General features: G+C 76.5%; 10 protein-coding genes. 5 read left to right on the plus strand and 5 right to left on the minus strand.

Going from position 1 to position 19,031, the window contains the following annotated elements; genetic code table 11:
- Nucleotides 1-165: 165 nt before the first annotated feature.
- The 5 genes from AB0O07_RS35595 to AB0O07_RS35615 form a co-directional block, all read right to left on the minus strand.
- On the minus strand, nt 166-2,109 hold the full coding sequence (locus AB0O07_RS35595) for a hypothetical protein (RefSeq protein WP_365641623.1): 1,944 nt from the start codon (nt 2,107-2,109) through the stop codon (nt 166-168).
- Complete coding sequence (locus AB0O07_RS35600) at nt 2,106-5,951, minus strand: DUF5682 family protein (protein WP_365641683.1); 3,846 nt, start codon at nt 5,949-5,951, stop codon at nt 2,106-2,108. Before AB0O07_RS35600 ends, AB0O07_RS35595 begins: the two co-directional genes overlap by 4 nt.
- A 259-nt stretch (nt 5,952-6,210) precedes the next feature.
- On the minus strand, nt 6,211-7,359 hold the full coding sequence (locus AB0O07_RS35605; protein ID WP_365641685.1) for an AAA family ATPase: 1,149 nt from the start codon (nt 7,357-7,359) through the stop codon (nt 6,211-6,213).
- A 122-nt stretch (nt 7,360-7,481) separates the two neighbouring features.
- Nucleotides 7,482-12,557 (minus strand): hypothetical protein, encoded by a 5,076-nt coding sequence (locus AB0O07_RS35610; RefSeq protein ID WP_365641626.1) that lies wholly within the window; start codon nt 12,555-12,557, stop codon nt 7,482-7,484.
- Complete coding sequence (locus AB0O07_RS35615; protein WP_365641628.1) at nt 12,554-13,495, minus strand: DUF4132 domain-containing protein; 942 nt, start codon at nt 13,493-13,495, stop codon at nt 12,554-12,556. The genes AB0O07_RS35610 and AB0O07_RS35615 overlap by 4 nt, the downstream gene beginning before the upstream one ends.
- 136 nt (nt 13,496-13,631) lie before the next feature.
- Between AB0O07_RS35615 and AB0O07_RS35620 the strand changes: the two genes are divergently transcribed.
- The 5 genes from AB0O07_RS35620 (at nt 13,632) to AB0O07_RS35640 (ending at nt 18,937) form a co-directional block, all read left to right on the plus strand.
- Nucleotides 13,632-14,597: a helix-turn-helix domain-containing protein gene (locus AB0O07_RS35620; RefSeq protein ID WP_365641630.1), complete on the plus strand. Its 966-nt coding sequence runs from the start codon at nt 13,632-13,634 to the stop codon at nt 14,595-14,597.
- A 4-nt stretch (nt 14,598-14,601) separates the two neighbouring features.
- Nucleotides 14,602-15,066 carry an SgcJ/EcaC family oxidoreductase gene (locus AB0O07_RS35625; protein WP_365641633.1) on the plus strand — a complete coding sequence of 155 codons (465 nt, stop codon included), beginning with the start codon at nt 14,602-14,604 and terminating at the stop codon, nt 15,064-15,066.
- A 240-nt stretch (nt 15,067-15,306) separates the two neighbouring features.
- Nucleotides 15,307-16,104 (plus strand): sirohydrochlorin chelatase, encoded by a 798-nt coding sequence (locus AB0O07_RS35630; protein ID WP_365641636.1) that lies wholly within the window; start codon nt 15,307-15,309, stop codon nt 16,102-16,104.
- Between the two features lie 57 nt (nt 16,105-16,161).
- The gene (locus tag AB0O07_RS35635; protein ID WP_365641638.1) at nt 16,162-17,484 is read left to right on the plus strand and encodes a deoxyguanosinetriphosphate triphosphohydrolase; all 1,323 of its coding nucleotides are present in this window, start codon (nt 16,162-16,164) and stop codon (nt 17,482-17,484) included.
- Between the two features lie 169 nt (nt 17,485-17,653).
- Nucleotides 17,654-18,937, plus strand: coding sequence for an FAD-dependent oxidoreductase (locus tag AB0O07_RS35640; RefSeq protein WP_365641641.1), 1,284 nt, complete (start codon nt 17,654-17,656; stop codon nt 18,935-18,937).
- The last annotated feature ends 94 nt before the right edge of the window (nt 18,938-19,031 follow it).

The raw sequence follows: 19,031 nt of genomic DNA on the forward strand, positions 1-19,031 counted from the left end.
CCTTCACCGCGTCGGGTATCCGCGCGGGTCGCGGCAACGGCATGGTCCCCCCTGGGGTGTTCACGGGCCGGGCCGGGCCCTTCTCCTGTCTCCTGTACGACGATCACCCGCGCCGATAGGTTTCCGGCCCTCCGCCCTCCGCCCTCCGCCCTCCGCCCTCCGCGCCTATGCCGGGGGCTCCCATGCCGCCCGTACCAGCGCCTCCGTCGCCGCCGCCGTGTAGACCGACGCCGCCAGCCAGGCCAGGGCGAAGCCCTCGGGGTCGGCGGGGAGGAGCCGGCCCAGCGCGTCATGGCGCCGGTCCGCCGCCGCCTCGGCCAGGGCGGCGGCCCGCTGCGCGCCCGTGGCCAGGCCCACGGCCCGCAGCCTGCGCGGCAGGTCGTCGTCCACCGCCGCCGCGGCGACCGCGCGCCCGCCCGCCACCGCCCGGTCCACGGCCCTGCGCAACAGGTCCAGTTCGACGGGGAGCGCCGGGGAGCAGGGTGGCCCGGCGGGAGCGGGCGGCGGGTTCCGTACGGCGGGCAGGTGCGAGCGGTTGAGCCGGCGCAGGCCCAGGTCGGCGCGTACGGGCTCACCGTCATGGCCCGTCCAGGACGCGGCCAGCGCATGCACCACGTCGGGGCGGTCCGGGACGGCCCGGGCGACGAGCCGCAGCGCGAGCCCGGGGCGGGTGGCGAAGAGCGCCAGGTTCTCCGCGTACGGCAGCTCAGGCCGCTCGTCCGGCGCTGCCAGCCGCACCACGGGCCCGCCCGCCACGGCGAACCCCGTACCGTCCGTGCCACCGGTGCCGGTGCCGGTGCCGGTGCCGGGACCAGCACCGGGACCGGTGAGTGTGCCGTCGAGGAAGAGCAGGTCGCCGCCCGCGCCCCGGGAGTCCGGGGGCTCGGCCAGCCAGGCCAGCGCCGCCGCCAGTTGCGCGGCGGGCGGCCGTTCCCAGAGCGCGCTCAGCGGGGCGTCCCGCCACCCCGCCCCCGCCGCCCGTACGGAACGCACCTGCCCGCCCCCGCCGATCCGGCCGTCCGGCGAGACCGTCGCCGAGGTGAGGATCGCCCCGCCGCCGGCGCCCAGCTCCCGCAGGGTGAGCGCGCAACCGCCGGGCAGCGGCGACCCGGACGCCTGTACGGCCCGCTCGGGGCCGCCGGGGGCCACATCGGAGCGGGTACGGAGCGCACCGTCCGGGGCGAGCGCGTACACCGTGGCCCCCGCGTAACCGGACGCGGTGACCACCGGTTCGGTGAACACCCCGTACAGCCGCAGCGCTCCCTCGGGCCGGTAGGCGCGGCGCGCCGGCACCGCCGCCTCGGCCGGGCGGCGCACCAGGTCGAGCACGTCGGCCAGGTCCCGGGAGAGCGTGGCCAGCCGGAACGCCGGGTCGTCCGAGCGGGCCTCCCCGAGCTGCCGGGCGACCCGTACGGCGGTGGCGGCCGGCCGGGGCAGCCCGGCGAGCCGCGCGGAGTGCGCGGCGTGCAGCAACTCGGCCCGGTGCACGGCGCCGGACCCGGACACCCCGGAGACGAGCACGGCCGTCGCGACACCCCCGAGCGTGCGCAGCGCGTCCCGCTGGGCGCCGCTGAGCGAGACGGAGCCGCCGGGGCCCTCACCCCCGTCGACTTCCCCTTCTTCCGCCGCCGCAGGTTCCACTGCCGCCGCAGGCTCCTCCGCCGGCCCAACCCCGTCTCCCTCTCCCTCGCCCTCTCCCTCGCCCTGGGCGAGAGGGGCCAGGGAGAGTACCGCAGCGCGGTGCAGACAGGCCGGGGCGAGCAGGCAGTCGCAGACCGCGCTCCCCGCGTCGGCCACGATCCCGCCCGTCACCCGCAGCGTGACGGCGGTGTCCTCGGCGACCCGGACGAGGACCCCCTCGGGGGTGGCCGCCACCGGCCAGCCGGCCGCCTTCGCCACGGCCCCGTCCACCCGCTTGCGCAGCCGGGCGGGGAGCAGGTCGAGCGCCCCGGCGGCCACGTCGGGGGCCACCGGCGGCAGTACGGCCACGCCCCCGGACGGGGCCCCGGACATGGGTTCCGGCGCGGGTCCGGACATAGCTCCGGGCGTGGCCCCGGACATGGCTCCGGGCGTGGCCCCGGACATGTCCGCCGTGGTGGAACCGTTCATCGCCGTACCCCTCCTACGCGTTCGCCGACCCAGCGGGCCAGCTCCAGGGGGCTCAGCGCCGCGACCGGCATGCCCGCCCCCACCAACTGCCCTGCCACCCCCGTCGAGTAGCGCGGCCTCCCCTTGTCGTCCAGCGAGGCGCACCCCAGGACATGGCAGCCCGAGTCGACCAGTGCCCGGACCTCCGCGAGCAGCGGGGAGACCGGGCCGCCCTCCTCGAAGTCGCTGATCACCACGGTGAGTGTGCGCGACGGCACGGTCACCAGCGAACGGGCGTGCCGCAGCCCGCGCGCGATGTTCGTACCGCCGCCGACCTGGACCTCCAGGAGCAGACTCAGCGGATCGTCCACCTGGTCCGTCAGATCCACCACCTCGGTGGAGAAGGCGATGAAGTGCGTACTGAGCGCCGGGACCCCGGTGAGTACGGAGGCGGTGAGCGCGGCCCAGATCGTGGACGCCTCCATGGAGGCCGAGACGTCCACGACCAGGATCAGCCGCCACTCCGTGGACCTGCGGGCCCGGGTGCGGAAGACGGGCCGCTCCGGCAGGACCGTCACGGCGCCCGTCGCCGCGTCCCGGCGCGCCGTCGCCAGATTCGCGCGCAGCGTACGGGGGAGATCCAGCGGGCCCCCGGGGCGGCGGGTCGGGCGCGGGTGCGCCAGCCCGGTGAGCGCGGGGCGCATCCGATGGGCGAGCGCCCGGGTCAACTCGGCGACCAGCCGCGCCACCAGAGGGCGTAGCCGGGCGAGCCGCTGCTCGGGGAGGCCACCGGCGTACGACAGGACGGTGCGCAGCAGCTCCACGGAAGGCCGGGCCGACGCCGGGTCGAGCTCCAGCGCGGCATCGAACCGGCCGGCGTCGGCCGCGGCGGCGAGCACCTCCTCGCGCACGCCGGGCCCGAAGAGCGCGGCCAGCTCCTCGGACCAGGCCCGCACATCGGGATACGGCGCCCCGTCGCCCCCCTGGGACACCTGCCGATCCTCGCCCCGGGCCCCCTCGCCGCGCCCGTACCCGTACAACTCGTCGAGCGCCCCGGCGATCCGCCCCGCCCGGCCGCTCAACCCCCGTCCCTTCCCCAGCAGCAACCGCCACCGCACCCCGGCCTCAAGCGCCGAGGCTCCCCCGCCAACCCCTTCCGTCCCGCCCGTCCCCGTGCCCGGCACCTCCGTCTCCACCCCGGGCCGCCCGGCCGTGGCGGTCACGGGCGCCCCGGCCGGGGAAACCGCGACGCCATGGCCCCTGACCTGGTGGGCCCCGGCTTGGTGGGTCCCGGTCTCGTGGTCCTCGGCCTGGTGGCCCCCGCCCCTGTGGGCTTCGGCCTGGTGGGTCCTGGCCTCGTGGCCCTCGGCCAGCGGTGCTCCGGCCTTGCCTGCTCCGGCTGCGGGTTCTCCGGCCCTGCCCACCCCGGCCCCGGGTGCCCCGGCCCCGGGTGCCCCGGCTCCGGGCGGCCTGCTCGCCGCGTCCGCCTCCGCCTTTCCGCCGTCAACGCCGTCACCGCCGCTGCCCCTGCCGGTGCCTTCCCGATCGCCGTCGCCCTCGCCCAGGCCCCGTGCCGTCAGGGCCTCCCGGCCCGCCAGGTCGGCCGTGGCCAGGAGGGCCGCCATGGCCGGGTCGGCGAGCGCGGGGGAGAGCGTGGCCGCGTCCTGTCCCGTACGTTCCCGCACCGCGGCGAGCAGCCGGGACCGCGCGGCCGGGGAGAGGATGTCGAAGCCCGCGCGCAGAGCGGGCAGCCGGTCCAGGAAGCCCCGGTCCGGCAGGGACTCGACACGGTCCAGCAGGGGATCCAGCGTCCGCCCCGTCTCCAGGAGCGGGCCCGCAGCCAGCAGGGTGCCGTGGAGGAACGCGGCCAGGTCGGCGCGGAGCGCGGGGGTGGTCGCGCCGTCCACGCGCGATGCCAGACGCACCCCGAACTCCGCTGCCTCCCGCAGGCCCAGGAGAACCCGCGACGCCCCCGCCGCGCCCCGGATCAGGGGCGTCCCCTCCTCGTCCAGCCGCCGCAGCGCCGCATCGAGCCGGAGCCCCACGCCCGCGCCCCCGCCCGGCGCCCCTCCGGTCGCCCGGTCCGCCAGGGCCACCAGGGCCCGCGCGTCCGCCGGGGCCGTGGAACCGGCCAGACCGTCCAGCGCCCGTACCCCCGCCGTGGCCAGCTCCTTGTACGCCGCGTCGAGCGCGACCCGCTCCCACCCGGCCGGCAGCCCCGCCAGATGCCCCGCACGGAGCCGGTCCACCAGGGCGAGCCCCGCGAGCACCTCGGGCAGGGTGCCCGAAGCGGGCAGCACCTCCGCCGCCTCCGCCAGCCGCTCCGCCGCCACCTCCGGCAGCCCGCACTGCGCCGCCTCCTCCAGACCGGTCAGCACCTCCGCCGCCGTCGGCCCGCCCGCGCGCCGCTCCGCCGCGCGCCGACGGCGCAGCAGCCCGGCCGCCGCCTGGCCGAGCGTCACCCCGTGGGCACCCGTCAGATCGAGCATCGCCGCCGTCGACGGCGTCCACTCCACCGTCCACCGCGTGGTCAGCGGCCCCGCCTCGCCCACCCCGGCGACCGCGCCCTCCTCCCCGTACGGGATCCGGCAGGCGGCCAGCCTGCGCAGCGCCACCTCCCGGCGCCGGTCCCGCTCGCTCCGGTGCGCGTCGAGCCGGAGTTCACGGCGGGCCGGGTCGGCCGGTGAGGGCAGCGACAACGCGGCCAGCAGCGCCTCGACCGCGGGCCCGAGACCCGAACGCGGGGTCCCGGGGGCCGGCCGGCCCTGCCGCGAACCGACCAGGACCTCCTCCATGGCCGCCGCCACGACCCGGCCCCGGCCGAGCAACTGACCCTGGGTCAGCACGGTCTCCACCGCCTCCACCAGCTCCCCCCGCCCGGCGGCGGGCAGCCCGCGCAGCGCCGCCAGATCCCGGGCCACCCGGACGATCTCCCGGGCGTCCACCGGACCGCTCGGATGCCCGGCCTCCCGTACGGCAGCGCAGATCCGCACCGCGCTCTCCGTCAGCAGTTCGTCGAGGACCGCCCGGTCCCCACCGGCCAGGAAGACCCCGCGCTGCCACTCCGGATCCCGGATCCCGGCCGGATAACCGGACCGCTCGTCCAGCAGCGCGTACGCGTACGGCACCAGAGAGATCACCGGCCCCCCGGAACCGTCACCGGATCCGCCCCCGGAACCGACATCGGATCCGCCCTCGGAACCGTCACCCGAGAACCCGCCGGATGCCCTGCCCGACGGGACCTCCGTGCCGAGCACGCCACCGGGCAGGAGCGCGGGGGCGTGGAAGGCGCCGATCACGGCGGCCGTACGGCGGCCCCGGTGCTCGGCCAGCCGCCGCCGCATATGCGCCTCACGCCGCAGGTCGTACGGGTCCACCGCGCCCGCGTCCGCCCGCAGCGCCCAGCCGGCCAGGAGCGCCGCCCGGCGCAGCGCCTCCGCACCGGAGCCGGGGGCCACCGCCTCGACCAGCCGGTCCCACAGATCGTCCCCCGGGCGGCCGCCGGCCCGGGCGCGCAGCGCGGCGGCGAGTGCCCCGGGCGCCGGCCCGGAAGCCCCCTCCGGCCCCGGCGTCTCCTGGGGCGACCCGGTGCGCTCCGCCTCGCGTGCCGACAGGGGCAGGTCGCAGGCGACGACCTCCACCCCGGCCGCCCGCGCCCAGCGGATCGCCGCCAGCTCCGGCGAGAACTCCGCGAAGGGGAGGAAGACCAGCCCCCCGCCCGGCTCCCCGTCCGCGCCGCCGCCCCGCGCGCCCGCCAGCGCGACCGGCGGCACCGTCTCCGGGTCGGCCAGATACGGCAGCCAGGGCCCGAACTCCTCCGGCAGCTCGACCAGCACCACCTCCGGTGCCGCCGCCGCCAGCATCGCCGGTACGGCCGCGGCCAGCGCGGGGGAGTGGTGCCGTACCCCGATCAGATACGGCTCCCGGCACCCGGCCAGCACATCCAGCGCCGCCACGACCCCCGCCTCGTCCCAGACCCCCACGCCCAGGCCCGGCACACCGTCGCTCCACACCTCCTGGCCCGGCACCTCCTGCCCCGGCACCTCCTGGCCCCGGACACCCTGCCCCGGCACGTCCTGGCCCCGCTTCCCCCGGCCCCGCGCGCCCCCGCTCCTCTCGGCCTCAGCCCAGCTCATCACGGAGCCCCCACAGCGTCCGCCACAGCGGTGACCCCGCCTCCGCGCGGCGCCTGACCGGGCCGTCCCAGTACCCCAGCAGCCGTGCGTGGTCGGCCGGATCGTCCTTGCGCACGGTGCCGAGCAGATGGCCGGGCAGCGTCCGTACGACATCCCGGCCACCGCCCAGATACGCCGCGCCCAGCCCCATCGACGTGGCCACATGGACCGCCTCGGCCGTCGACATCACCGTCGAGGGGCGCTCGATCTCCCACCCCTCCGCGCTCCGCCCGGTCCGCAGCTCCCGGAACGCCGTCACCAGCGCTTCGAGGACCGCGTCGTCCACCAGCAGCTCCGCGCCGCCGCGCGCCAGCGCCGCCGTGGCCTGCGCGCGCACCAGCGCCGTCTCGGCCTCCAGATCCGCGATCGGGCCGACCGTCTCGAAGTTGAACCGCCGCTTCAGCGCGGCGGACATCTCGGAGACCCCCTTGTCCCGGAGGTTGGCCGTGGCGATCAGCGTGAACCCGGGCACCGCGTGCACCGTGGACTCCGTACCGTCCCCGCCCGCCAGTTCGGGCACCGACATCCGCCGCTCCGAGAGCAGCGACACCAGCGCGTCCTGCACCTCGGGCAGCATGCGGGTGACCTCCTCGACCCGGGCCACCGCGCCCCGGGTCATGGCCGAGAGCACCGGGGAGGGCACCAGCGCCTCCCGGCTCGGGCCCTTGGCCAGCAGCATCGCGTAGTTCCAGCCGTAGCGGAGCTGGTCCTCCGTGGTGCCCGCGGTGCCCTGCACGGTGAGGGTGCTGGTGCCGCAGACGGCGGCGGCCAGCAGCTCCGAGAGCATGGACTTGGCGGTGCCGGGCTCGCCGACGAGCAGCAGCCCGCGCTCGCCCGCCAGGGTCACCACGCACCGCTCCACCAGCGCCCGGTCACCCACGAACTTCCGGGTGACGACGAGCCGCTCACCGCCCGGCGCGCGCAGCGGCTCCTCGCCGGAGCCGCAGATGAAGTCCACCACCGCGCGCGGCGTCAGCCGCCACCCCGGCGGGCGCGGCCCGGTGTCGTACGCCGCGAGGAACGCCAGCTCCGCCGCGAACCGGTCCTCCGGCAACTCGACCTGCCGCCCCGCGCCCGCCCCGGAAGCCGCCCCCATATCCGTACCCGTACCCGGCTCCGCCCTCGTATCCGTATCCGGTTCCGCCGCCGTCTCCGCGCCCATCTCCACCCCGTCCTTCCCGGTACCCGTACCTGTGCCGCCGCCCGCTCCCCGGGCCGTCATCGCGTGCCGCCCCGGCGGCCGCGTCCGGTGCGGCTCCGGAACTCCTCGTAACCCGGCGCGTCGCCCTCCACGACCCGCCGCCACGCCGTCTCGAAGAGGCGCTCCACCGGCCGGTGGGCGACCACGAACCCGGCTATGTCCGCATCCACCAGCGGCGCCTTCCAGCTCTCCGAGGGCAGCACCGGCGCGGACGCCTCCTGCCAGCCCCCGGGCAGGAAGAGCGAGCGCCCCGCCCTGGCCCGCTTGGCCTCCACCACCAGGTCGGTGGCGGCCAGTTCGGCCCGGGCCCGCTTGATCCTGGCGGGCTTCCAGCCGGTCCAGGCGACCTGGTTCCGGTCCGTCGGGTCGGGCAGCGCGAGCAGCATCAGATAGAGCGCGGCCGCGTCCTCGGAGAGCCCGGTCCGCCCGGTCACCTCACCCACAAGCGCGGGCACACTGCGCCCCGGATGCTGCTGCGCCCCCGGCTCGCCGTCCGCCGAGACCAGCTCCAGGAACCCCTCGCCCAGCACCGTCCGCAGCGCGGCCAGCGAGGGCGAGTGGCCCGCCGTCGCCGCCAGGAGCAGCAGGTCCGGGTGGTCGGGTCCGTCCACGGCCGACGGGCGCACCCAGACCGATTCGTCGTTCCCGTACCGGTCCGGCACGAGCACCAGGGCCGGGGAGAGTTCGAACGGCTTCGTCCCGCCCTTCCCCTGCTCCGCGCCCACCCCGTGGGCCTCGCGCAGCCGGGGTGCCACGGCGTTCCAGGAGTCGTCCCTGCTGACCTCCAGGTGGAGCAGGAGCCCCGGGTCGGCCAGCCGCCGCCGCACCGCGCGCACGGTCTCCGGCAGGACGGCGCGCAGCGGGTCCCCGTACGGCAGCCGGTACGCCAGCCAGCGCACCGCGTCGACCAGTCCGCGCAGCTCACGCCCGGTCAGCAGCAGCTCGGGCCGGGCCGCCGTCAGCTCGTCCTCGACCATGCCCTGGGTGGTACGGCCCGACAGCGCGGGCAGCAGTCCGGGGTTGAGCGCGTCGTTCACCTCGACACCGCCGCCCAGCTCGGCCACCATCTGCCGGACCAGCCACGCGGGGGTCACCCGGCGCCGGCCGCGCGCCGCGATCCACGCCTCCGCCGCGGGCCCCATGGGGAAGCCGTCCGCCCACACCCCGGCCATCTCCGCCGGGTCGGCGGGGAGCAGCAGCGCCGTGTACGCGCACCGCTCGGCCAGGCCCACCACGGCGAGCGCCGCCCGCCCCACCCGGACCTCGGCGCTCTTCGCGCCCAGCGGCTCCAGATGCTCGGCGCCCAGCACCTCCGTCTCCCCATAGCGGCCCACCCCGGGCGAGCCGAGCTGGAACAGCGCGGCGGCGACGGCGGTCGTGCCGACCCGGTCCGCGAACTCCACGGCCCACTCCGGGCGGTACGGCAGCGGCCCGCGCTCCCGCACCAGCTCCACCATGCGGCGTACGGAGGGAGCCCGCACCGGATCGCCCGGCGCCCCCAGCACCTGGGAGCTCCGTACCGCCGCCCCCGCCCAGCCGCCGAACGCCCCCGCCGGGTCGTACTCGACGGCGTGCCACACCGCGTCGTCCCCGTCGGCGTACTGATGGCCGAGCACCAGCAGCCGGCGAGCCCCCTCGGCGCGCACCTGCCCCGCCGACGCTCTGCCGCGCCCCTTCTGCGGGGCCACCAGCTCCACCGTGCGCAGCCGCCCCCGGGGGTCGATCAGCAGGGCGTCACCGTCGGCCCCGCCCGCCCCTTCGAGGCTTCCGGCCGTCACGGAGAGCGCCGCGTCCAGGAACTCCAGCAGCCCGGCGCGGTGCCGCTCCTCCGTGGTCGGCGCGGCGGCCCGCACCGCGAGCGCGGCCATACCGGCCCCGCACAGCGACGCCCACCCGAGGGGCGAGTCCATCGGCTCGGCGTGCCCCTCCGACGGGTCCGTCACCGGGCCCGAAGCGACCGCCTCGTGCAGCCGCCGCATCTGGTCGAGGACGCCCGCGGACCGGTCCGCCGAGCCGTAATAGCGGTACGGACTCCGGCCGAGCCCCTGGAACGCCTCCTCCAGCACCTCGTCGAAGGCGTGCTCCACCGCCACCTTCCGCACGACGGCGGAGTCCCGGGCGGCCTGCTCCGCGAGGACCCTGAGCCGCCCGGCGTGCCGCGCCGCCTCCACCACCAGACCGGCCACCCCCGCGACCAGCCCCGGGTGCGTGACCTGGGGCAGCACCTCCCGTACGGCCGCCTCCGCCGCCCGGGCGCGCTCCTCGTCCCGCTCCTCGTCCTGTTCCCCGGCCGGCCCGTCGCCCACGGCGGCCAGCAGCGCCGCCGCGTCCTCGTCGGTCACCGCGCGCAGCGCCGCGGAACCCCGCTCGTCGCGCGGGCGCAGCGCATGCCAGTGCACCGTCGGCACCACGAGCGGCGTCCCCTGGGCGTGCGCGCCGCCCGCCGCGCCCTCCTGCACCGTGGCGAGCAACAGGCCGTCCGCGTCGTACAGTTCGACATCCGACCGGTACCCCCGTGACTCCCGGGGATGGAGCACCGCCCCGGCGGGCAGCCGCAGCGGCGGCAGCGGGTAGGGGGCACCCAGACCACCGGGGGAGGCGCCGCGCGGCAGGGTGACGGCCGGACTCCGGCCGCCGTCCACCGAACAGGCCGTCACCGTCCCCGCCTTCCGGTCCTCGACGACCCACCACCCCAGCAGCCCGTCCTTGGTGCCGAACGGGGAGGACTCCTGTCCCGGCCGGACCGGCAGCAACTGGCACGCCCGCTCCACCAGCCGTACGCCATCCCCGTCGACCGGAGCCGAGCCGAAGAAGCCCGGCACCGAGACCCGGCCCCGGCGCGCCGACTCCGGGTCGTACTCCCACCACTGGTCCTCGTGCAGCACCCAGACCGAGATACCGTCCGAGGCGACCGGGCGGCGCTCCAGCGCGAACGACGTGTCCCCCGGGTGGATCGGCCGGCCGCCGAAGCAGCGGCCCCCGTCGGGCAGTTCGAGCGAGGCGTCCCGGTGGGACGACCAGTGCTCCGGCAGATCGCCGTCGGGGGTGAACACCTCGGCGGGGCGCCCGGACCACACCCCGCGCCGCTCGGCCCCATGCCCCTGGACGACCAGCCACTGGCCGCCCGCATAGCGGATGACCATCCCGTCCCTGCCCCGGCCCGACGGGGACGGCAGGACGAGGGTCCGCCGGTCCACGACCCCCGTGGGGCCCACCGCCACGGCCTCCGCGCCCACCCGGACCAGCAGCGCGGGCCACGCGTCGCCGATGCGGTAGCAGTCGTCCTCCGCCCAGTGCCGGGACGGGTCACGGCCGACCCCGCCGAGCCCCGGCAGGGCCTCCTCCAGCGCGGGCCAGCCCAGCTCGTCCAGGACGCCCGCCCGCAGCGTCCGCGCCAGCGCGGGGGCGGCCGAGACCGCCGTGATACGCGCGACCGCCTCCGGCGCCGTGGCCAGCACCGACGGCGCGGTGAAGTGGCTCAGCCGCCCCAACTGGGCGTCCAGCCCCGGCAGTCCCAGCGGACGCGACAACTCCTCGGCCCGCTCGTCGAACCAGCCCACCAGCGCCGAGCGCAGCGCGGGCAGCGCGACGATCCGCTCCAGCAGTTCCGTGGCGCCATGGGTGTCCGCGGCCTCCTCCACGCCCGCCCGCAGGATGCGGGTGAACCGGGGGTCCCCGGCGAGCGCGGCCAGATCCCGGCGTCCCTCGGACGGGTCCGAGAGCCAGTGCTGGAGATCCAGATGGCGGGCCCCCGGGTCCGGCCCCACCACCGGCACCCCCCATGCCAGACACGCGTCCAGCAGATCCAGATCGGCACGGGAGCGCCACCCGTGGCCCAGCAGCCGTACCGGCGTGCCGTCCGCCACCAGCCGGTCCCGCAGCCGCTCCACCAGCGCCAGCTCGGCCGGGACGCGCGGCGCGTCACGCCAGCCGCGCCGCCGGTGCGCGGCCCACCCCGACAGCCACGCGGCGGCCGGCACCGTCCCGTCCAGCAGCAGCTCGACCGCGCCGCACTCGTCCAGCAACTCCAGCCAGGAGGCGTCGAACCGCTCCGGGTGCTCCCCGCCCGTGGTCGGCAGCAGCGCCAGCAGCCGCTCCCGCACCGCGCGGTCCTCGGCCGCCAGCCTGGTCAGCGCGGGCAGCGCCGACTTCCAGAAGCTGCCCGCCGCCCGGTTCATCGGACCCAGGTGGATGATCTCCCCGAGCAGCGCCCGCTCCTCGGCCCCCGCGTCCAGACCCGCGCCCCTGGCGAGACGTCGCAGGTCCTCCAGCATCCCCGCGTACGGCGCGAGACCCGCCGCGCACCGCTCCCGCGAGACCGTCAGGAACTCCGCGTACGCCTCCTCCGGCGACAGCCGGTCCGTCAGCCCCTTCGCATGCTCGCGCAGCGCCTTGCCGCTCAGCGCGCCCGCCTCCGCGAACTCCAGGAACACCTCGCGCAGCCGCGCCTCGTCCACCGCCAGCGCGTGCCGCTGCTCCGCCGCCCGCGCCTTCCCGAAGAACACCGACGCCTGCTGCGGGGACTCGACGCCCAGGAAGAGCCGCGCCACCTGTTCGTAGAACGTGGGCAGGAAGTGCGGTACGGAGCGGTCGAGCCGCGCCCCGATCTCGTCGAACCCCTCCTTCGCCAGCCCCGGCTTGGTGGCGACGAGCCGGGTCAGCCGCTCCATCTCCTTGACCACAGCGAGCGCGTGGTGCCCGTTGCCCGGATCGTTCACCAGAGCCCATGCGGGGAAGCCCAGCGACTGCCGCCTGACCCGGCCGACCCGCTCGGCCCGCCCCTCGCCGAACCCCAGATACTCCAGCGACAGGTCCTCGGCGGCCCCGATCGCCTCGGGCACCAGCCGCACCACCGTGCGCCCGTCCAGCGCCGGATGCCCGTACGCCCGCGCCGTCAGCACATCGCCGCCCGCCGCGCCCCCGCCGTCCCCGTCGCCCTCGCCCGGCCCGTACGGCAGCACCGCCCCCGCGTCCAGCAGCCGCGCGGCCACCGCCCCGGCCGTATCAGCCGCCCCGTCCGTAGCCCCCGTAGCCCCCGTAGCCCCGGCGGTCCCGCCGGGAGCCCGCGTCCCCTGGTGTCGTACGTCGTTCACAGCGCCTTCTCCTCGTCACTCTCGACCACGCGGCCCGCGTACACCGACGCGGCCATCCGCTCCCCCTCGGACCAGGCGACCGGCCCCACCTCGGCGAGCGGCAGCCGCCGCCCCGCCGGATCCCGCCACTCCAGCGCCCCGGTACGCGTCTCCGCCTCCGGGTAGTCGTCGCCCAGCCAGTACGCCGCCTCCACCGCACGGCCGTCCTCGACCAGCGGACAGACCACATGGCCGCCCCGCACCCGGTAACCGAGCTGCACCGCCCGCGCCGTGGCGTGCCGGAGCTGCGCGAACTTCCCGTCCGCGTACGCCCGCCACCCGTACGCCGCCGCCGCGCCCGCCGCGCCGTCGGCCGCCGTGCCCCCGGTGGCCCCGGCCGGCCCCGCGGCCCCGGGACCCGGCTTCCGCCACACCTCACGGAAGAGCTGCTGCGCCCGCTGCTCCACCCCCAGCTCCGCCGCGAACTCCCGCAGCTCCTCAAGCTCCTCCAGCAGCACCGGATGGGGGAGCAGCACCCGCTCCACCTCCGCCGGGTCCCACCAGGCCGAGTCGCCGTCCAGATCGACGACGCCCAGCCCGCGCACCGGATCCGCGTCCCGCAGAAAACCCGCGCGCCCGGTGTCCGGCGAACCGTCACCGGCCACCGGCGCCACCACCAGATCGCGGAGCACCGCCTGCCACGCCTCGTCCGGCCACACCCGCGCCAGCAGCCCCACCGGAACCGGCAGCGACCGCACCAGCCAGCCGTCCACCTGCTCCCGGCACTCCTGCTCGTGCCGCTCCAGCCACTCGGAGAGCTGCCGCAGCCGGACCACCTCGGCGTCGTCCCTGAGCTTCGGCGGCACCTGCTTCAGCAGCCGCCCCTTCGCATTGCGGCACAGCACCTTCGCACCGTCCAGCGCGACGGTGTACCCGCCCGTCGTCTCGATCCAGCCCATGGCAGGACCCCCTCCCCGACCTCTGGTTTTCGAACTTCCATCACAGTAGGCGGGGGGTCTGACATCGACGCTGACGCTCAGGCCACCATCTGGTGCGCGGGCTGGACGTCAGCCGGCTGAAGCTACCGTGGAATCCGTGATCACCGATATCGAGACCTTCCAGGAGACGCGCCTGGCCAGCGGGCTGCCGCCCGTGCTCGGCGGCCGGCACGACAGCCGGGAGATCCGGGCCGGCATCGTGGCGGGTGAACTCGGTCCTCTCAAGCTGGTGGAGCTGGTCACCCCCGAGGGCGAGTGCTTCAGGGACGACCGCTGCGCCCGCGCCGTCGACGAGGAACTGTGGCAGATCGACCTGATGACACGAGGGCGGGCACGTGTCGAGCAGGGCGGTGGCACCGCCGAACTCGGACCGACCGACCTGGTTCTGATCGACCCCGCGCGGCCGGTCCGGTTCGCCGGCACCGCCGGCAGGCACGTGACCATGCTGGTGCCCCGGCGGGAGCTGCGGCTGCGCCCCGGCGACGCCGCCCGGCTGCTCGGCGTACGCATCAGAGGCAACCAGGGCCCGGGGGCTCTGGTGTCCTCGCTCGCGCGGGACATGGCCCGGTCGCTGACCGGATTCCGGGCCGGCGAGGCGGGCCGGTCGGCGGCCGCGGTGATCGAGCTGATCTCGGTGGCGCTCGAAGCCCAGTTGGACGACGTGCGCCCGAGCCCCGACGAGGCTCTGCGCAACCGCGTCCTCGGGTACATCGAGGCGCGGCTGCCCGACCGGGATCTCGGGCCGGCCCGCATCGCACAGGCGCACCACATCTCGGTACGCCGGCTCCACAAACTCTTCGAGGACCAGCCGCTGACCGTCGCGGCCCTCATCCGCCGGCGCCGCCTGGAGCGGTGCCGCGCCGACCTGGCGCTGAGCGGCCGGACGGTCGCGTCGGTCGCCACCCGCTGGGGATTCGCCGATCCGGCGCATTTCAGCAGGCTCTTCAAGACGACGTACGGCTACAACGCGGCGGCGCTGACGTCCAGCAAGGGTGCGCGGACAGTCAAGGACCCCGCCGCCCGGCCCGGTGAGGATGGTGGCGCACACATCAAGGAAAGGTGATGACATGGAGCAGTCGGTCGAGGAGCGGTCAGCCGAGGAGCAGTCGGTCGAGGCGATCAGCGCCATTCCGGGCCGGATGTACGAGGCCTGGAACCGTGGGGACGTCGCCGGGTTCTTCGCCGACTTCGCCGAGGACGTGCTCTTCGCGGAACTCGAAGGAACCGTCTACCGGAGCCGTGCGGAGGCGGTCACGGCGCACGAGGCGCTCCTGGGCACGGTGATGAAGGGGTCCCGACTGGTGCGCGGCGAGGTGTACTTCGCCCGGATCGTCAGCCCCGGCGTCGGCGTGGTCCACAGCCGGGTGGGCATCCAGATGCCGGGCGAGGAGGAGCCGCCGTCGACGCGTTTCTCCATGCAGTTGTTCGTCACCGTGTGGCGGGACGGCCGCTGGGTGGTCGCCGCTCTGGAGAACGCGCGCCTGCTCTCCCTGGAGACCATGGCGGCCCTGGATTCCCTGGCCGTCGGATAGCGGGCACGGCGCGGACGACGCGATCACTTTCCCCGCTTGCCCGAACAGCCCGGGTGAGCGTCGGGTGAGCGGGGAAAGCAGGGATCGGAGAGCGCGTGCGCGGGCCCGCCGACCGAAGGTCTGCGGGCCCGGTGGCCGCCTCCGGGGTCTGACAGCCGCCTCCGGCGCCTGTGAGGCGGTGGAAAACTTCCGTCATGACCATGCAACGGCCCGGCAATCCGGGCCGGGCACGATCGGCCCATGACGGACCACCCCACCCTGGTCGTCGTGGCCCACGGCAGCCGCGACCCGCGCGCCCTGCGCACCATCACCACCCTGCTGGAGCGGGTCCGCGAACGCCGCCCCGGCCTGGCCGTACGCCTGGGCCATATCGAGATCGAGCGGCCGGCGCTCCCCGACACCCTGCGCTCCCTCGGCACCGGCCGGGCCGTCCTCGTACCCCTGCTGCTGAGCCGCGGATTCCACGTGAAACACGACCTGCCCGCGTTCGCCGCGGCGGCCGCGCCCCGGCTGGAGACCCGGGTCGCGGCCCCGCTCGGCCCGCACCCGCTGCTGATCGAGGCGTTGTACGACCGCCTCCTCGAAGCAGGCTGGCCCGCGCCCGCCGCCCCCGCGCACCCGGCCCGTAACCCCGCCCCCGCGCCCGCCGCCGGTGTCGTGCTGGCCGCCGCCGGCTCCCGCGACCCCCACTCCGCCGCCGACACCCGCAGGGCCGCCGCGCTGCTCAGCGAACGCCTCGGCGGCGTCCCGGTCCTCCCCGCCTACGCCTCCGCCGCCTCGCCCACCGTCCCCGAGGCGCTGCGCGCCCTCGCCGCCCGGGGCCGCCACCGGACCGCCGTCGCCTCGTACTTCACCGCCCCCGGCCACTTCGCCACCCGCACCGCCGCCTGCGCCCCCTGGATCGCCACCGCCCCGCTCGGCGCGCATCCCGCGATGGCCCGGCTGCTGCTGCACCGCTACGACGAGGCCCTCGCCGCCCCACCCGTCACACCCGGCACTCCGCGCCCCCCGCGCCACCTCCTCGCCGCCCCCGCGTAACGTGCGCCACGCCCGCCCGCCGGGCCCACCGCCCCGCCCGCCGGTTACGGTCGGTGCATGGCACGCACCACCGCACCTCCCCACGACGCCTACGACGCCCGGTCCACCGAACGCTGGGACCCCGAACCCGACAAGCGCCCGGGCCGCACCGCCTTCCAGCGCGACCGCGCGCGCGTGCTGCACTCCGCCGCGCTCCGGCGCCTCGCCGGGAAGACCCAGGTGGTCACCCCCGGCTCACGCAGCCAGGAGTGGGACGCCAGCCCCCGCACCCGGCTCACCCACTCCCTGGAGTGCGCCCAGGTGGGGCGCGAACTGGGGGCCGCGCTCGGCTGCGACCCCGATCTCGTCGAGACCGCCTGTCTCGCGCACGACATGGGCCACCCCCCGTTCGGCCACAACGGCGAGCAGGTCCTCGCCGGCTTCGCCGCGGAGTGCGGGGGCTTCGAGGGCAACGCCCAGTCCCTGAGGCTGCTGACCCGGATCGAGCCGAAGCGTTTCGTCCGCTCCCCGGAGAGCGGCGCCCTCGTCAGCGTCGGACTCAACCTCACCCGCGCCGTGCTCGACGCCGCCACCAAATACCCCTGGCCGCGCGGGGCGCATCCCACCGATCCCGATTCGGTGAAATTCGGGGTGTACGAGGACGACCTGCCGGTGTTCCACTGGGCCCGCGCGGGCGCACCCGCCGACCGGACCTGCTTCGAGGCGCAGGTCATGGACTGGTCCGACGATGTCGCCTACTCGGTCCACGACTTCGAGGACGCCCTGCGGGCCGGCCATGTCGACCCCGCCGCGCTCTCCTCCGCGGCCGAGCGGAGCGGCATCTGGGAGGTCGCGATCGGCCGCTACGTACCCGCCGGCACCGCGCCGGACGAACTGGCCGCCGCGCTCGACCGGCTCATGGCCCGCCCGTGGTGGCCGCACGGCCACGACGGCTCCGCCCTCGCCCAGTCCCACCTCAAGGACGCCACCAGCCAGCTCATCGGCCGCTTCTGCGAGGCCGCCGAGCAGGCCACCCGGCAGCGGTACGGCCCCGGACCGCTCACCCGGTACGCCGCCGAACTGGTCGTCCCGCGCGCCGCCCGCCACGAGTGCGCCGTCCTCAAGGCCGTCGCCGACCGGTATGTCATGCAGCGCGCGGAACAGGAGGCCCTCCGCGCCGACCAGCGCGTCGTCCTGGCCGAACTCGCCGAGGCGCTCACCGCCCGCGCGCCCCTCGGGCTCGACCCCCAGTTCCGTGCCCTGTTCACCGCTGCCGCCGACGACCGGGCGCGCCGGCGCGTCATCGTCGACCAGATCGCCTCGCTCACCGACGCGACGGCCCGCACCCTCCACGCGGAACTGACCCGTCCGGCGCGAATGAGCGACCCGCGCCCCTCCTGACGTCCGCCTTGCGCCCACCGTCCCCCGCGTACGTGTACGAAAGGAACCGGATCACGCCGGACCCCGTCGGATCCGGTCGAGAGTCAGGCCCGTGGAGCGCTCCCTCTTTCGCCATCACGCTCCGTGCGGGACGCTCACAGATGGCGGCAGCACGAAGAGGAGGCATCAAGTGGTCGACGCACACCGGACATTTGTCATCGTCGGCGGAGGGCTGGCCGGGGCGAAGGCCGCGGAAACCCTCCGTGCGGAGGGCTTCACCGGCCGGGTGATCCTCATCGGTGACGAGCGCGACCACCCCTACGAACGCCCGCCCCTCTCCAAGGGGTATCTGGCCGGCAAGGAGGAGCGCGACAAGGCGCTCGTCCAGGAGCCCGCCTGGTACGCGCGGGCCCAGGTGGAGCTCCACCTCGGGCAGGCCGTCACCGCCGTCGACCGGGACGCCCGGTGTGTCCACCTCGGGGACGGCACCTCCCTCCGGTACGACAAACTGCTCCTGGCGACCGGTGCCGAGCCGCGCCGCCTCGACATCCCCGGTACGGACCTCGCGGGCGTCCACCATCTGCGCCGGCTCGCCCACGCCGACCGGCTCCGCCAGGTCCTGACCGCCCTCGGCCGCGACAACGGCCATCTGGTGATCGCCGGAGCCGGCTGGATCGGCCTGGAGGTCGCGGCGGCGGCCCGCGCCTACGGCGCCGAGGTCACCGTCGTCGAACCCGAGGCGACCCCGCTCCACCGCGTCCTCGGCCCCGAACTCGGCCAGCTCTTCACCGACCTGCACCAGGAACACGGCGTACGGTTCCACTTCGGCGCCCGGCTCACCGAGATCACCGGCCAGGACGGCATGGTCCTCGCGGCCCGTACCGACGACGGCGAGGAGCATCCGGCGCACGACGTGCTCGCCGCCATCGGCGCGGCCCCGCGCACCGCCCTCGCCGAGGCCGCCGGGCTCACCCTCGCCGACCGGGCCACCGGCGGCGGCATCGCCGTCGACTCCGCACTGCGCACCTCCGACCCGGACATCTTCGCCGCCGGGGACGTGGCCGCCCTCCCGCTGCCCGCCTGGGGCACCCCGGACACCGCCGGCCGGATCCGCGTCGAACACTGGGCGAACGCCCTCAACGGAGGCCCGGCCGCCGCCCGCGCCATGCTCGGCCTCGACGTCACCTACGACCGCGTCCCGTACTTCTTCTCCGACCAGTACGACCTCGGCCTGGAGTACTCGGGGTGGGCACCGCCCGGCTCGTACGACCAGGTCGTGGTGCGCGGCGACGCCCGGAAGCGCGAGTTCGTCGCCTTCTGGCTGAAGGACCGCACCGTACTGGCCGGCATGAACGTCAACGTCTGGGACGTCACCGAGGACATCCAGCGCCTCATCCGCTCCGGCGCCCCCGTGGACCCGGAGGCCCTCGCCGACCCGGCCGTCCCCCTCTCCGCCCTGGGCCCGCGACCGTAGCCCCGGGCCGTGCCCCCGGCCGAAGCCCGCCCCCGGCCGAAGCTCGCCCCCGGCCGTCCACACCGGTCCCGGGCTGTCGGCGCCTCCCCGTAGA

Origin of the sequence: Streptomyces sp. NPDC093085, from assembly GCF_040683935.1 — a bacterium.
In the GTDB taxonomy this organism is placed as follows: Bacteria; Actinomycetota; Actinomycetes; order Streptomycetales; family Streptomycetaceae; genus Streptomyces.

What these genes read in the sequence shown, in the direction of transcription:
- AB0O07_RS35595 (WP_365641623.1), bottom strand. Translation starts at nt 2,109, where the DNA reads ATGAACGGTTCCACCACGGCGGACATGTCCGGGGCCACGCCCGGAGCC.
- AB0O07_RS35600 (WP_365641683.1), bottom strand. Translation starts at nt 5,951, where the DNA reads ATGCTGGCGGCGGCGGCACCGGAGGTGGTGCTGGTCGAGCTGCCGGAG.
- AB0O07_RS35605 (WP_365641685.1), bottom strand. Translation starts at nt 7,359, where the DNA reads ATGGGGGCGGCTTCCGGGGCGGGCGCGGGGCGGCAGGTCGAGTTGCCG.
- AB0O07_RS35615 (WP_365641628.1), bottom strand. Translation starts at nt 13,495, where the DNA reads ATGGGCTGGATCGAGACGACGGGCGGGTACACCGTCGCGCTGGACGGT.
- AB0O07_RS35625 (WP_365641633.1), top strand. Translation starts at nt 14,602, where the DNA reads ATGGAGCAGTCGGTCGAGGAGCGGTCAGCCGAGGAGCAGTCGGTCGAG.
- AB0O07_RS35630 (WP_365641636.1), top strand. Translation starts at nt 15,307, where the DNA reads ATGACGGACCACCCCACCCTGGTCGTCGTGGCCCACGGCAGCCGCGAC.
- AB0O07_RS35635 (WP_365641638.1), top strand. Translation starts at nt 16,162, where the DNA reads ATGGCACGCACCACCGCACCTCCCCACGACGCCTACGACGCCCGGTCC.